General features: G+C 40.9%; 14 protein-coding genes. 11 read left to right on the forward strand and 3 right to left on the reverse strand.

Features of this window, described 5'->3' with window-relative positions:
* Nucleotides 1-125 precede the first annotated feature (125 nt).
* The 10 genes from ACHUFA_RS03215 (at nucleotide 126) to ACHUFA_RS03260 (ending at nucleotide 11,269) form a co-directional block, all read left to right on the forward strand.
* The gene (locus ACHUFA_RS03215) at nucleotides 126-1,481 is read left to right on the forward strand and encodes a DUF1958 domain-containing protein (RefSeq protein ID WP_394404897.1); all 1,356 of its coding nucleotides are present in this window, start codon (nucleotides 126-128) and stop codon (nucleotides 1,479-1,481) included.
* Nucleotides 1,482-1,550: 69 nt separating this feature from the next.
* A complete protein-coding gene (holA, locus tag ACHUFA_RS03220) occupies nucleotides 1,551-2,585 on the forward strand; it encodes a DNA polymerase III subunit delta (RefSeq protein ID WP_394404898.1) in 1,035 nt (344 codons plus the stop codon).
* Nucleotides 2,586-2,661: 76 nt separating this feature from the next.
* Entirely contained in the window at nucleotides 2,662-3,267 is a 606-nt protein-coding gene (gene sodA / locus ACHUFA_RS03225) for a superoxide dismutase SodA (protein ID WP_394404899.1), read from the forward strand.
* Between the two features lie 130 nt (nucleotides 3,268-3,397).
* Nucleotides 3,398-4,093 (forward strand): Crp/Fnr family transcriptional regulator, encoded by a 696-nt coding sequence (locus tag ACHUFA_RS03230; protein WP_222347426.1) that lies wholly within the window; start codon nucleotides 3,398-3,400, stop codon nucleotides 4,091-4,093.
* Between the two features lie 237 nt (nucleotides 4,094-4,330).
* Nucleotides 4,331-5,560: an arginine deiminase gene (arcA, locus tag ACHUFA_RS03235; protein WP_394404900.1), complete on the forward strand. Its 1,230-nt coding sequence runs from the start codon at nucleotides 4,331-4,333 to the stop codon at nucleotides 5,558-5,560.
* Between the two features lie 2 nt (nucleotides 5,561-5,562).
* Nucleotides 5,563-5,994 carry a GNAT family N-acetyltransferase gene (locus ACHUFA_RS03240; RefSeq protein WP_222347316.1) on the forward strand — a complete coding sequence of 144 codons (432 nt, stop codon included), beginning with the start codon at nucleotides 5,563-5,565 and terminating at the stop codon, nucleotides 5,992-5,994.
* Between the two features lie 50 nt (nucleotides 5,995-6,044).
* On the forward strand, nucleotides 6,045-7,058 hold the full coding sequence (gene argF, locus ACHUFA_RS03245; protein ID WP_222347317.1) for an ornithine carbamoyltransferase: 1,014 nt from the start codon (nucleotides 6,045-6,047) through the stop codon (nucleotides 7,056-7,058).
* Between the two features lie 183 nt (nucleotides 7,059-7,241).
* Nucleotides 7,242-8,189: a carbamate kinase gene (arcC, locus tag ACHUFA_RS03250; RefSeq protein WP_394404901.1), complete on the forward strand. Its 948-nt coding sequence runs from the start codon at nucleotides 7,242-7,244 to the stop codon at nucleotides 8,187-8,189.
* A gap of 197 nt (nucleotides 8,190-8,386) precedes the next feature.
* Nucleotides 8,387-9,892, forward strand: coding sequence for a YfcC family protein (locus tag ACHUFA_RS03255; protein WP_222347319.1), 1,506 nt, complete (start codon nucleotides 8,387-8,389; stop codon nucleotides 9,890-9,892).
* Between the two features lie 36 nt (nucleotides 9,893-9,928).
* On the forward strand, nucleotides 9,929-11,269 hold the full coding sequence (locus ACHUFA_RS03260; RefSeq protein WP_394404902.1) for a dipeptidase: 1,341 nt from the start codon (nucleotides 9,929-9,931) through the stop codon (nucleotides 11,267-11,269).
* Nucleotides 11,270-11,502: 233 nt separating this feature from the next.
* Here ACHUFA_RS03260 and ACHUFA_RS03265 read toward each other — a convergent pair whose 3' ends face one another.
* From ACHUFA_RS03265 to ACHUFA_RS03275, 3 genes are read right to left on the reverse strand one after another with little or no spacing between them, the layout of a single operon-like run.
* A complete protein-coding gene (locus tag ACHUFA_RS03265) occupies nucleotides 11,503-11,976 on the reverse strand; it encodes an arginine repressor (protein ID WP_222347321.1) in 474 nt (157 codons plus the stop codon).
* 11 nt (nucleotides 11,977-11,987) lie between these two features.
* Nucleotides 11,988-13,016, reverse strand: a complete 1,029-nt coding sequence (gene queA, locus ACHUFA_RS03270) for a tRNA preQ1(34) S-adenosylmethionine ribosyltransferase-isomerase QueA (RefSeq protein ID WP_222347322.1) — start codon at nucleotides 13,014-13,016, stop codon at nucleotides 11,988-11,990.
* 8 nt (nucleotides 13,017-13,024) lie between these two features.
* Nucleotides 13,025-13,195, reverse strand: coding sequence for a hypothetical protein (locus ACHUFA_RS03275; RefSeq protein ID WP_394404903.1), 171 nt, complete (start codon nucleotides 13,193-13,195; stop codon nucleotides 13,025-13,027).
* A gap of 109 nt (nucleotides 13,196-13,304) precedes the next feature.
* On the opposite strand from ACHUFA_RS03275, the gene ACHUFA_RS03280 reads away from it, so the two are divergent.
* Complete coding sequence (locus ACHUFA_RS03280) at nucleotides 13,305-14,006, forward strand: glucosamine-6-phosphate deaminase (RefSeq protein WP_222347324.1); 702 nt, start codon at nucleotides 13,305-13,307, stop codon at nucleotides 14,004-14,006.
* Nucleotides 14,007-14,406 lie beyond the last annotated feature (400 nt).

Genomic DNA, 14,406 nt, shown 5'->3' on the forward strand with positions numbered 1-14,406 from the left:
TAGAAAGAACTGTAAGAATCCAAAATGAACAAAATGTATGATTTCGAGTCCTTTTTACTGGAAAAATGCTAGAAAAATGAAATCGTCTATGATAAAATGAAAATGATTACAAAAAAGGAGGGAATATGAAAAAGATATTATTAGCAATGGGAACAGTGGCATTGAGCTTCTTGGTGGGAATGACGACTGCCTCAGCCCAAGAAGATTTATTGACAATGACTCAAAAAGCAGGCTATCCAGCAACAGAGGCTATGACTCCAAAAGCTTCCATTGTCCTAAATGCGGAGAACGGTCAGGTGCTTTGGGCAGAAAATGAAGATGTCATTCGAGATCCAGCTAGCACAACCAAAACAATGGTGGTTTATCTAACCTTTGAAGCCATTGCTGCGGGTAAAATCAATATGGATACACAGGTAGTAGCGACAGAGAATGATCAAGCTATTGCCGGTATTTACGCTCTTAGTAATAATAAAATTGTAGCTGGGGAAACCTATACAGTTCGCGAATTGTTGACCATGACCCTGGTGCCATCTTCTAATGTAACCACTTTGATGTTGGCTCACTTGATTCATGATGGTGATGATGCTAGTTTCCTAGACTTGATGAACCAGACTGCAAAAGATTTGGGCATGACCAATACGCATTTTAATAATGCATCTGGTGCAGTTGTTGTTGCATTTAATGGCTATTATGCTCCTGTGGGCTACGATCACAATTTACCAAATGATACCACAGCTAAAGATTTGGCGATTTTGGCCTACCATTTGCTGAAGAAACATCCAGATGTTTTGGAATTTACCAAAGACCCAAAAGTAACAGTCAAAGCAGGCACTCCTTTGGAAGAAACCTTTGAAGCCTATAACTACTCTTTGCCAGGTTTGGACTATGGGTATGAAGGTGTAGACGGTTTGAAGACAGGCTCAAGCCCAAGTGCAGCTTTTAATGCTATTGTCACAGCCAAGCGAAATGATACTCGCTTGATTACAGTTGTCATGGGGGTTGGAGATTGGTCTGATCAAAATGGTGAGTACTATCGTCATTATTTCATCAATACCTTGCTAGACAAGACTTTTGCAGATTATAAACGTCAAATTTTGGCGCCAGCAGGTCAACAGGAGATTGATGGTAAAAAGATTATTCTGAAAGAGAATCTCTACGGTTTAGCCAAAGTCGGTGAGTTGCCACAGCTTACTCTGAATGGACAAATGGTACAAGTGGCAGGAAGTGTTGATGCCGCAGCTGGTGTAGCCTTTAGAGAAGCAGCAGTCAATAAGGAAGAGGCTTCAGCCGTAACTGGTACCAAGGATAAATCTACCAAAGAAAACAAACTTCTTAGCTTACCAGTGATTGCTGGATTGAGCATGGCAGGAGTACTGGTCCTGTTCTTAGCTACTATTCTTTATTTTAGAAATAAGGCGCAAAAACGTCGTCGACTAGCTCGTTCACAAAGTCAGGGATATAGTCGCCGTCATAGAAGATAAGGAAACCGCGATAAGCGGTTTTTTGCTAGCAAAAATGGTATAATAAGGTTTCAAGAATGCGAGGAATCCATGAATACGATAGAAGAAATTCAGAAACTAAAGAAAGAAAAATTGGGTCTGATAACAGTATTGACTGGTGATGATCCAGGCCAATTTCAACTGGCTAAGTCGGCTTTTTTGCAGCAAATTGCCTTTGATGCGAGTGACTTGGCCTATGCTTATTTTGATATGTCAGAGTCGGATTACGCCCAGGTGGATTTGGACTTGGTTTCACTTCCTTTTTTCTCCGATGAGAAGATTGTAATTTTGGATTATTTTACTGATTTGACGACGGCTAAAAAGCGTTACTTGACGGATGAAGAGCTCAAGAAGTTTGAAGCTTATTTAGAAAATCCAGTGGAGACAACACGCTTGGTTATTTTTGCCCAAGGGAAGTTTGACAGTAAGCGTCGCATGATAAAACTCCTGAAACGAGATGCGCAGATTTTTGAAGCCAATGAGATGAAGGAAGCGGATCTGCGAATCTATTTCCAGAAAGAAGTGGCTCGCCAAGGGCTTCAAATGGAAACAGGTGTCTTTGAAGAACTCTTGCTTAAGTCCAATTTTGACTTTGCAGAAGTGACCAAAAATATAGCCTTCTTGCAGTCCTATAAGGCTGGAGAGGTCATTTCTCATGAAGATATCGCTCTCGCAATTCCTAAGACCTTACAGGACAATCTTTTTGACTTGACCCAGCTCATTTTGGCAAAAAAAATGGATCAGGCTCAGTCCTTGGTGCGTGATTTGCGTTTGCAGGGAGAGGACGAGATTAAGTTGCTAGCAGTTTTGTTAACACAATTTCGGACTTACTTGCAGGTGCAACTTTTAGCAAAGGAAGGGCGCGGTGAGCAGCAGATAGTGGCAGACTTGTCAGCTATTCAAGGGCGGAAGGTGAATCCTTATCAGGTCAAATTTGCCCTCAGAGACTCGCGAGGTCTGTCTATTGGATTTTTGCAGGAGGTCGTTTGTCTATTGGTTGAGACGGATTACCAGATCAAAACGGGTGTTTATGACAAGGACTACCTCTTTGATGTGACTCTGCTTAAGATTGCTAGTCTAGTGTAAATCACAAACAAATTTTTTGAAAGCTCTCTCAGAATTCGATATAATACAGTCATACAAATGAAAAGAGGAAACCAAAATGGCAATTATTTTACCAGATCTTCCATACGCATATGATGCACTTGAGCCAGTTTTTGATACAGAAACAATGACCCTTCACCATGACAAACACCACGCAACTTATGTGGCGAATGTCAATGCTGCTCTTGAAAAACACCCAGAAATTGGTGAAGACCTTGAAGCACTTTTGTCAAATGTTGAGTCAATTCCTGCTGACATCCGTCAAGCTGTTATCAACAATGGTGGTGGTCACCTCAACCATGCCCTCTTCTGGGAACTCCTTTCACCTGAAAAAACGGAAATCACTGAAGACGTAGCAGCAGCTATTAATGAAGCTTTCGGTTCATTTGAAGAATTCCAAGCAGTATTTACAGCAGCAGCAACAACTCGCTTTGGTTCAGGTTGGGCTTGGCTTGTTGTCAATGCAGAAGGCAAATTGGACGTCCTTTCAACAGCTAACCAAGACACACCAATCATGGACGGTAAAAAACCAATCTTGGCCCTTGACGTTTGGGAACACGCTTACTACCTGAACTACCGTAACGTACGTCCAAACTACATCAAAGCCTTCTTTGAAATCATCAACTGGAATAAAGTAGCAGAACTTTACGCAGCAGCAAAATAATATCAGATAAAGTCTGGGAAGTAATTCCCGGCTTTTTTGTATCCTTTTACAGAAAAAAGAAAGCGTTTTAAAGTGGTTTAAAATATGCTATAATATATTAAAAAAGAAAGTGGAAGGCATATTGAACGGAATGATCACCAAGGAACAATATCGGTATTTAAGGAATAATCCTATTTTTCAACATTTTCCTGTTGAGCATTTTGATCAAATAGCTAAAGAGATTCGTTTCCGTAAAGTTTCAAAGGGACAGATTTTTTTCTTCGGAGGAGATCGACGTGATTACCTCTTTGTGTTGTTTCATGGTTATGCGCGGATTGAGCAATATGACCAGACGGGGACCTATACTTATCTAGATTATATCCGACAGGGAGAAGCTTTTCCTTTTGGAGATATGTTCAATGATGGTCTTTACCATTATACGGCAGTAGCAGAGACTGACTTGGAATATTTTATGATTCCAATGGAAGATTATGAAGAATTTTCTAAGATTAATCCTCGTCAGATGCTCTTTATTGCTAAGAAACTATCAAAAATTTTGCGCTTTGAAGAGTTGCGGTTACGCAATGCCATGATTTCACGTGCCAGTGATCGAGTGGAACAAGTCCTAGCGCTCATGTATTGGGATATCTGTCTGCCAGCTAAGTTGGATGCCTTGCCTTTTACGATTCACATCCAAGAAATTTCTCGCCTCTCTGCCACAACGCGTGAAACAGCTAGCCAAGTAATCAAAAAACTCAAGCAGGAAAAAAGGATTACCTATGCCCATAAAACCCTAACTTTTGTAGATAAAGACTATTTTCTAGAGCATTTAACCGAAACTCATTAGAGTTTTGGTTATTTTTTTTAAAAAGTTCAAAAAATAAATATCCATAAAATTGGTAAAACAAAAGAAATAACTAAAGAAAGCGTTGCCATTTTTATAAATATCAAATACTAATCTTAAAAATGTGAAATATTTGGCGTTAAGTTTGACAAATATTTCATGTAAGCGCTTTTAAAATATGATATAGTAGTATCAACAAAAGGTAAGGAAACTTACAACACGTCAAAAGGAGGTATTAAGATGTCACAACATCCTATTCATGTTTTTTCAGAAATTGGTAAGCTGAAAAAAGTTTTGCTTCACCGCCCAGGTAAGGAAATTGAAAACCTTATGCCTGATTATCTCGAACGTCTCTTGTTCGATGATATTCCATTCTTAGAAGATGCTCAAAAAGAACACGATGCATTTGCACAAGCTCTTCGGGATGAAGGTGTAGAAGTTCTCTATTTAGAAAAATTAGCTGCTGAATCATTGATTACACCAGAAATTCGTGAACAATTCATTGATGAATATTTGAGCGAAGCTAACATTCGCGGTCGTGCAACTAAAAAAGCGATTCGTGAACTCTTGATGGGTATCGAAGACAATCAAGAATTGATTGAAAAGACAATGGCAGGTGTTCAAAAAGCGGAACTTCCAGAAATTCCAGCTTGCGATAAAGGCTTGACAGACTTGGTAGAATCTAGCTATCCATTTGCTATTGATCCAATGCCAAACCTTTACTTCACACGTGATCCATTTGCAACAATTGGTAACTCAGTGTCACTCAACCACATGTATTCTGAAACACGGAATCGTGAAACACTTTACGGTAAATATATCTTCACTTATCACCCAGATTATGCAGGAAAAGTTCCATTCGTTTATAATCGCGAAGAAACTACTCGTATCGAAGGTGGTGACGAACTTGTTCTTTCAAAAGATGTGCTTGCGGTAGGCATTTCACAACGTACAGATGCAGCTTCAATTGAAAAACTCTTGGTAAACATCTTCAAACAAGGTGTTGGCTTCAAGAAAGTATTGGCATTTGAATTTGCAAACAACCGTAAATTCATGCACTTGGATACAGTCTTCACAATGGTAGACTATGATAAATTTACGATCCACCCAGAAATTGAAGGCGACCTTCGTGTTTACTCTGTTACTTATGAAAATGAAACACTTCATATTGAAGAAGAACATGGAGATTTGGCAGAACTCTTGGCTGTTAATCTCGGTGTAGAAAAAGTTGAATTGATTCGTTGTGGTGGTGGCGATAACGTTGCTGCTGGTCGTGAACAATGGAACGATGGTTCTAACACATTGACAATCGCACCTGGTGTAGTAGTTGTTTACAAACGTAATACGATTACCAATGCTATTCTTGAATCCAAAGGACTTCGTTTGATTAAAATCTCAGGAAGTGAATTGGTTCGCGGTCGTGGTGGACCACGTTGTATGTCAATGCCATTTGAACGTGAGGAAGTGTAGACATGAAAAAACTAGTAGTTGGGGCAGGAGCCTATCAGCGTGCGGCTAGTATCCATGTTCGTTATCAGGTTTTTGTTCTAGAAGGAAGTATTCCAAAAGAAGAAGAGTTTGATCAAAATGACCATGAAGATACCATCTATGCTGTCATGTATGAAGGGGAGAACCCTGTCTCAACTGCTCGGTTTCTCCCACTGAACAATCAGGAAGCGCGTATCACCCGTGTAGCTACTTGTAAAAAACAAAGAGGTTTAGGCTATGCTGGAGAAGTCGTGACTGCTTTAGAAGATTATGCTGTACAACATGGGATACACCGTTTGATTATCCACAGTGAGTTAGCAGCTAAATCCTTCTATGAAAGTATTGGTTATCAGGCTTATGGGGAAGTCTACATGGAAGATGGCGTTCCATGTCAATCATTAGAAAAAATTAAGTAGAAAGTCGAGGACGGACATCCAGTCTGTACTCAAAAAAGGAGAAGATTCATATGACATCAGTATTTAAAGGTAGACATTTCTTAGCGGAAAAAGATTTTACTCGTGCAGAGTTGGAATATTTGATTGACTTTGCAGCACACTTGAAAGATTTGAAAAAACGCAATATTTCACACCGTTACCTTGAAGGAAAAAATATTGCCCTCTTGTTTGAAAAAACATCTACACGTACTCGTGCAGCCTTCACAACAGCTTCTATTGACCTAGGTGCTCACCCAGAATACCTTGGTGCAAACGATATCCAACTTGGTAAAAAAGAATCTACTGAAGATACTGCTAAAGTTCTTGGTCGTATGTTTGATGGTATTGAATTCCGTGGTTTCAGCCAAAAAATGGTTGAAGAATTGGCAGAATACTCAGGTGTACCAGTTTGGAATGGTTTGACAGATGCATGGCACCCAACTCAAATGTTGGCTGACTACTTGACTGTCAAAGAAAACTTTGGCAAATTAGAAGGTTTGACATTGGTTTATTGCGGTGATGGTCGCAACAACGTGGCAAACAGCCTTTTGGTAACAGGTGCTATCCTTGGTGTCAATGTTCATATCTTCTCTCCAAAGGAACTCTTCCCAGCAGAAGATGTTGTAGCTCTTGCTGAAGGTTTTGCAAAAGAATCTGGTGCTCACATCCTTGTAACAGAAGACGCTGATGAAGCGGTTAAAGGCGCTGACGTACTTTACACAGATGTTTGGGTGTCAATGGGTGAAGAAGACAAATTTGCAGAGCGTGTTGCGATGTTGAAACCATATCAAGTAAACATGGAGCTTGTTAAAAAAGCTGAAAATGAAAACTTGATCTTCTTGCACTGCTTGCCAGCTTTCCATGATACAAACACTGTTTATGGTAAAGATGTAGCAGACAAATTTGGTGTAGAAGAAATGGAAGTAACAGATGAAGTCTTCCGCAGCAAATACGCTCGTCATTTTGACCAAGCTGAAAACCGTATGCACACTATTAAAGCAGTTATGGCAGCAACTCTTGGCGATCTCTTCATTCCAAAAGTTTAATTTGTTACCAAATTTAAGGAGACAGTCAGATTGACCTTCTGACAAACAGCTGGAGGGCTGAGGCAAGAGCCCAGTCCTCCATTTTTTATGAAGAACTGATAGTGAGTTTCTTTGATTTTACAAGATTCGTTTGAAAACGAAAGAAATCCACTATCCAAATTTTATGATTGAAAAGGAGAAAATATGACACATCGTAAAATCGTAGTTGCCTTGGGAGGAAATGCCATTCTCTCATCAGACCCATCAGCAAAAGCACAAAAAGAAGCCTTGGTTCAAACTGCTAAGCATTTGGTAAAATTGATTAAAAATGGAGATGACTTGATTATCACTCATGGAAATGGTCCTCAAGTTGGAAATCTCTTGCTCCAAAACTTAGCAGCAGATTCAGAAAAAAATCCTGCCTTTCCGCTAGATTCATTGGTGGCAATGACAGAAGGTTCTATCGGCTTCTGGTTGCAAAATGCTTTGGAAAATGAATTGGCGAAAGAAGGTATTGACAAAGAAGTGGCATCTGTTGTGACACAAGTCATTGTAGACAAAGATGATCCAGCCTTTGCCAACTTGACCAAGCCAATCGGTCCTTTCTATACAGAAGAAGAAGCTAAGGCAGAAGCTGAAAAGACAGGTGCAACTTTCAAAGAAGATGCAGGTCGTGGTTGGCGTAAAGTAGTTGCCTCTCCTAAACCTGTTGGCATTAAAGAAATTGGGACCATTCGCACCTTGCTAAATGCAGGAGAAGTGGTCGTTGCAGCTGGTGGTGGCGGTATTCCAGTCATCAAAGAAGCTGACGGTACTCTCACTGGTGTAGAAGCTGTTATTGATAAGGACTTTGCATCACAAACATTGGCAGAATTAGTTGATGCAGATTTATTTATTGTCTTGACAGGTGTAGATTATGTATTTGTGAACTTTAACAAACCAGATCAAGCAAAATTGGAACATGTAACAGTTGCTGAGTTGGAAGAATACATTGGTCAAAACCAATTCGCTCCAGGTTCTATGTTACCAAAAGTACAAGCAGCGATTGCATTTGTTAACAACAAGCCAGAATCAAGAGCTGTTATTACATCACTTGAAAACTTGGGTGCCTTGATTGAGTCTGAAAGTGGCACAATTATTTCTAAAGGCTGATTTTCAGTAGATATGGAAAAAGATAGGGGAGCTGGGAGATCAACTCCGAGTTCCCTTTTTATATAAATGTTTTTGAAAACGATTACAAAAAAACGGTAGATGTGCTATAATACATATAGGAACATTCAGGGAAATATCATAACGGAGACAAGGTCCATTTGGACACGATTAATATTTTATTTAGGAGGTCTTTTGACATGGCTCAAAAAGAGAAAAAAGGCTTTAAGATGCCTAGTTCTTATACTATCTTGATGATCATTATTGCCTTGATGGCAGTGATGACATGGATTATTCCTGCTGGCCAATATCAAATGGATGACGGCGGAAACTTGATTAAGGGGACTTATGAACGCGTTGCACAGAATCCCCAAGGTTTGTGGGATGTACTGATGGCACCAATTCGTGCCATGCTTGGTCATGGACCAACATCTGCAGCAATTGATGTTGCCTTCTTCATTTTAATGGTAGGTGCCTTTCTTGGTGTCGTCAATGAAACAGGTGCCTTGGATACAGGTATTGCGTCTATTGTGAAGAAATTTAAGGGCAAAGAAAAATGGTTGATTTACATCCTTATGCCACTTTTTGCTCTAGGTGGATCTACCTATGGTATGGGGGAAGAAACAATGGCCTTCTATCCACTCCTCGTACCTGTTATGATGGCAGTTGGTTTTGATAGCTTGACTGCGGTAGCTATTGTTTTGCTTGGTTCACAAATTGGTTGCTTGGCTTCAACAGTTAACCCATTTGCAACCGGGGTAGCGTCAGCGGCGGCTGGTGTATCTGTGGCAGATGGTATGCTATGGCGTATTGTATTCTTGATTGTGATTTTGGCGATGGCTATGTTCTATGTAGGCCGTTACGCTGAAAAAATTCAAAAAGATCCAACTAAATCTTTGGTTTACAAAAACCGTGAAGCCGACATGGCCTACTTTAACGTTTCTAAAAACCAAGATACAGTTAATGACCAATTAACATCTTCTCAAAAACATGTTCTCTGGGTTTTCTTCTTGACCTTTGTCTTGATGATTTGTAGCTTCATCCCATGGACTGACTTGCAAATTAACATTTTCTCAGACTTCAATAGCTGGCTCATTGGCCTTCCTATTATTGGTAAAATTGTTGGTAGCTCAACTGGTGCGCTTGGTACTTGGTACTTCCCAGAAGGAGCAATGCTCTTTGCCTTTGCAGGTATCTTAATTGGTATCATGTATCACCTTTCAGAAGAACGCTTGATTAAAGCCTTCATGAATGGTGCGGCTGATTTGCTTAGTGTTGCCCTTATCTGTGCCGTAGCGCGTGGTATCCAAGTTATCATGAATGATGGCTTGATTACAGGTACTATTCTTCACTGGGGTGAAGAAGGATTGCAAGGCTTGTCTTCTCAAATCTTCATCGTTTTGACTTACATTTTCTACTTGCCAATGTCCTTCTTGATTCCTTCAACATCAGGTCTTGCTAGCGCAACAATGGGGATCATGGCTCCAATGGGTGAATTTGTCAATGTCAAACCAAGCTTGATTATCACTGCCTACCAAGCAGCTTCTGGTGTCTTGAACTTGATTACTCCAACATCAGGTATCGTAATGGGTGCCTTGGCTCTCGGACGTATCGAACTTGGTACTTGGTACAAGTTTGTTGGTAAATTAATTGCTGCTATTATTCTTGCAAGTATTGCTATTTTGGTCATTGCAACCTTCTTCTAAAAGTTTTACAATGGAGAGAAGAAAGGAGCAGGATCGATGAAGAATTTTATTACTGAAACACATAAAGCAGAGGTCGTCACTGCTATTAAGGAAATTGTAGCCATTCCTTCTGTTTGTCAGGAAGGAGAAAATGGTACTCCGTTTGGACAAGCCATTCAAGATGTCCTTGAACACACACTGAAATTAACAGAAAGTTTGGGTTACACAACTTATCTAGATCCGCAAGGCTATTACGGCTATGCCGACTTGGGACAGGGGGAAGAAACACTGGCAATCCTCTGTCACTTGGATGTCGTACCAGCTGGTGATTTGGAAAAATGGGAGTCAGACCCATTTGAAGCCGTCGTGCGTGAGGGAAAACTCTACGGACGAGGTGTCCAAGATGACAAGGGACCAACCATGTTGGCACTCTACGCTGTCAAAGCTTTGGTGGAAGCAGGAGTAACCTTTAACAAACGTATTCGCTTTATCTTTGGAACGGACGAGGAAACTCTCTGGCGCTGTCTCAATCGTTACAACGAACTAGAAGAAACAGCCACCATGGGTTTTGCCCCAGATTCTTCCTTCCCATTAACTTATGCTGAAAAAGGTTTACTTCAGGCAAAATTAGTAGGGTCAGGAGTTAAGGATTTAGTCTTGGAAGCTGGTCAAGCCTACAATGTCGTTCCAGCTAAAGCTAGCTACAGCGGTGATTGGTTGGATGATGTGGTAGCCGAATTGGATTCCTTGGGATTTGACTACGAAAAAACAGCCGACTCTGTGACTGTTTTGGGTCTATCCAAGCACTCTAAGGATGCCGCCAAAGGGATCAATGCCATTATTCGTTTGGCTAAAGCCTTGCTTACATGTACAGACCACCCAGCTCTTCAATTTATTGCACAAGCCGTTGGTGAAGATGCGACAGGGGCTAGCTTATTTGGTCCTGTTGAGGATGAACCGTCTGGTAAATTGAGCTTTAATATTGCAGGCATTACCTTGACAGAAGAAAAATCTGAAATTCGTTTGGATATTCGTATTCCTGTTTTGGCGGATAAGGATGAGTTGGTAGCTGTTTTAACAGAAAAAGCAGCAGCCTATCAGCTTGTCTATGAAGAATTTGACTACCTCAAACCACTTTATGTACCTTTGGACAGTCAATTAGTTTCAACGCTCGTGTCTGTCTACCAGGATAAGACTGGTGATATGACACCTGCTAAATCATCAGGTGGAGCAACCTTTGCTCGGACCATGCCGAATTGTGTGGCCTTTGGAGCTTGTTTCCCAACAACACCACAGACCGAGCATCAGGAAAATGAACACGCACCGTTAGAAGATTTGTATCGAGCAATGGACATCTATGCCGAAGCAATTTATCGCTTGGCAGGTAATCCACTTTAATTCGCTCCTTCTTTCTCTTAAAAAGGCCCTAGGATTTCCTAGAGCCTTTTTTCGTATGTATTTTGTTTTAGAACTTGTATTCACAGTTCAATCCATTTATTGGGGGGGCATTCACCGTTACTCATCGTTAGTTTTTTTCAAAATACAGTCAGTATTCTTTCAAAAACTGCCTTGATGATCGGAAAATGATCATCTACATCAAACTATTTCACTAGTGAATACAGGTTCTTAGATTAGCGTTTGCTGAAGAAGAAGGGTGGAGTATATTCCTTTAGCTTTTCAAAACAAGCTTGCGCAGCATCATTGTCCTCGCAGATGATCAAACAAACGTCATCTCCGCAGACGGTTGCAACGATTTGAGGCAATTCCATGGCATCCAAGATAGACCCAAAGGACTGAGCCAGACCGGGCAAGGTTTTTAGGACAACTTGGTGCTGAACAGGACGCAGCATGACCAAGGCATCCTCCATGTAAAAGCGAAGACGTTTTTCCCAACGAGCAGGTGCAATGCTATTGATGACATAATAGGAGGTGTCGTCTTCGTTGATTTTCACGAGATTGAGCAGTTTGATATCACGTGATAGGGTAGATTGAGTGACAGAAATACCGTTTAATTCCAGTAAATCTTGGAGTTCTTGTTGGGTATGAATTTTCTGTTCGGATACCAAGGAGCGGATAACTTGGTGACGACTTTCGATTTTATTCATGGATAGGTCTCCTATTTGACAAACATGGCATCGCCAAAGCTAAAGAAGCGGTAATGTTCCTCAACAGCATGTTTGTATGCATCGAGGACAAATTTACGTCCTGCAAAAGCGGATACCAGCATGACGAGAGTTGATTTTGGTAGGTGGAAATTCGTTGAGAAGGCATCCACAATCTTGAACTCATAGCCTGGTTTGATAAAAATATTGGTCCAACCAGAGTCAGCTTGGAGTTGACCATCAAATTTATTCCCGATGGTTTCAAGAGTTCGGATAGAAGTCGTGCCGACAGCGACCACGCGACCACTAGCAGCCTTGACACTGTTTAACGTATCTGCGGCTTCTTGACTGAGATTGTAAAATTCAGAGTGCATCTCGTGTTCGTCCACATTATCGACTGAAACTGGACGGAAGGTTCCGAGGCCAACATGGAGGGTCAGGTACACTAATTTGACACCTTTGGCTTCGATTTTTTCCAAGAGTTCCTTGGTAAAATGCAGGCCAGCTGTCGGTGCAGCTGCAGAGCCATTTTCCTTGGCATAGACAGTTTGGTAACGTTCCTTGTCTTCAAGTTTTTCATGGATATAAGGCGGAAGTGGCATTTCACCTAGACTTTCCAAGACTTCTAAGAAAATACCTTCATAATGGAACTCCACAATCCGTCCACCGTGTTCCAATTCTTCCATGATGGTAGCTGTCAAACGGCCATCCCCAAAAGAAACCTTGGTGCCAACTTTGAGTCGTTTGGCTGGTTTAGCAAGAACTTCCCACTGGTTGTCTCCCTTGTCTTTCAAAAGAAGAAATTCAACATGTCCATGAGTATCAGGTTTTTCACCATAAAGTCGGGCAGGAAGAACGCGCGTATTGTTCATGACAAGTGCGTCTCCTTCATTCAACTCATCTAGGATGTGGTCAAAGTGGGTGTCTTTCATGGTGTGATTTTCTCGGTCAATCACCAATAATTTGGAGCTATCACGCTGTTCCAAGGGGGTTTGAGCAATCAATTCTTCAGGTAAATAAAAATCAAAATCAGCAGTATTCATAAATCTCCTTAAGCAAAAATGATAATGAGGAAGTAGAGGATGAGGGCAAGAGGTGCCAACAAGAGGAGAATACCGAGGCTAGTTAGGACATTTCTCCAGGTTTTATATTGTTTCAAAAAATAGGCGGCCAGGCAAAGCGCTGCACCACATAAAAAAATAATGATTAATTGTGTTGTCATGAAAATATTATACCATAAAAAAGATTTTGCTTGACAAAAATTGGTATAGACCTTATAATGAAAATATAGAAATATTGGTATAGACCATACAAAGAAAAAGGAGAGACTCATGAAAGTCATTACTGTAAAAGACCAAGTGGAAGGCGGAAAGGTTGCCTTTGATGTATTGAAAGAAAAGTTAGCGGCTGGGGCTAGTGTACTAGGCTTGGCAACAGGATCAACACCGATTGAATTTTACAAGGAAGTGGTTGCTAGCGACCTTGACTTATCTAACTTGGTATCTGTCAACTTGGATGAGTATGTAGGTTTGTCAGCAGATGATGAGCAATCTTACGCTTACTTTATGAAAGAAAATCTCTTTGCGGCAAAACCATTGAAAGCTAGCTATCTTCCAAATGGCTTGGCTGAAAATCCAGCAGAAGAAGCCCTCCGTTACAACCAAATCTTGGCTGAAAATCCAATTGATTTCCAAATTTTGGGAATTGGTCGCAATGGGCATATTGGTTTCAATGAACCAGGTTCTTCATTTGAAGGTGTGACTCGAGTGGTTGATTTGACACCATCTACTATTGAAGCCAATGCTCGTTTCTTTGAAGATGAAAGTCAAGTGCCAAAACAAGCTTTCTCAATGGGAATTGCCAACATTATGGCTTCAAAAACCATTGTTCTAATGGCTTACGGTGTTGAAAAAGCTGACGCAGTTTACGGCATGGTCAATGGTCCAGTGACGGAAGAACTTCCAGCTTCTGTCCTTCAAAACCACGCAGACGTTGTTGTGATTGTGGATGAAGCAGCAGCTTTAAAATTATAATGCTCCTAGATTATGGGAGTGGGAAAGAACTCATAGCAATCAACAAAGAGTTCCCTTCGCTCCTATATTTTTAGCTCAGGCAGAAAACGTCCACTGGACCTTTTCTCTCCCACCCCCGCATAGCTCAAAAGGTTCAGTGAACCGTTTGAGGCTGGAAATGAAGCGAAATTTTCGCGTCAACATAGGCATCTTTGAAGCTTGAAAAGCGAACAAAGATGCCAATCAGCAGTGGTTGTCGGGTGCTAAAGCACCGCGTCAACTGTGCAGGGGAAAGACTATGCTATTAAAATAGCAAGGATTTCTCCCAACCACTGCGTCTTGTAATTCTAGCTCAAATAAAATTAGAAGTTGGACTTTTTACCCAGCTTCTTTTTATGCGGAGAAATCGGTTTTATAGGTT

The sequence above is a fragment of the Streptococcus hepaticus genome, from assembly GCF_043656315.1.
Taxonomy (GTDB): domain Bacteria; phylum Bacillota; class Bacilli; order Lactobacillales; family Streptococcaceae; genus Streptococcus; species Streptococcus hepaticus.

Coding starts and splice junctions, on each gene's coding strand:
- ACHUFA_RS03215 (WP_394404897.1), top strand. CDS start 126: ATGAAAAAGATATTATTAGCAATGGGAACAGTGGCATTGAGCTTCTTG.
- holA (WP_394404898.1), top strand. CDS start 1,551: ATGAATACGATAGAAGAAATTCAGAAACTAAAGAAAGAAAAATTGGGT.
- sodA (WP_394404899.1), top strand. CDS start 2,662: ATGGCAATTATTTTACCAGATCTTCCATACGCATATGATGCACTTGAG.
- ACHUFA_RS03230 (WP_222347426.1), top strand. CDS start 3,398: ATGATCACCAAGGAACAATATCGGTATTTAAGGAATAATCCTATTTTT.
- arcA (WP_394404900.1), top strand. CDS start 4,331: ATGTCACAACATCCTATTCATGTTTTTTCAGAAATTGGTAAGCTGAAA.
- ACHUFA_RS03240 (WP_222347316.1), top strand. CDS start 5,563: ATGAAAAAACTAGTAGTTGGGGCAGGAGCCTATCAGCGTGCGGCTAGT.
- argF (WP_222347317.1), top strand. CDS start 6,045: ATGACATCAGTATTTAAAGGTAGACATTTCTTAGCGGAAAAAGATTTT.
- arcC (WP_394404901.1), top strand. CDS start 7,242: ATGACACATCGTAAAATCGTAGTTGCCTTGGGAGGAAATGCCATTCTC.
- ACHUFA_RS03255 (WP_222347319.1), top strand. CDS start 8,387: ATGGCTCAAAAAGAGAAAAAAGGCTTTAAGATGCCTAGTTCTTATACT.
- ACHUFA_RS03260 (WP_394404902.1), top strand. CDS start 9,929: ATGAAGAATTTTATTACTGAAACACATAAAGCAGAGGTCGTCACTGCT.
- ACHUFA_RS03265 (WP_222347321.1), bottom strand. CDS start 11,976: ATGAATAAAATCGAAAGTCGTCACCAAGTTATCCGCTCCTTGGTATCC.
- queA (WP_222347322.1), bottom strand. CDS start 13,016: ATGAATACTGCTGATTTTGATTTTTATTTACCTGAAGAATTGATTGCT.
- ACHUFA_RS03275 (WP_394404903.1), bottom strand. CDS start 13,195: ATGACAACACAATTAATCATTATTTTTTTATGTGGTGCAGCGCTTTGC.
- ACHUFA_RS03280 (WP_222347324.1), top strand. CDS start 13,305: ATGAAAGTCATTACTGTAAAAGACCAAGTGGAAGGCGGAAAGGTTGCC.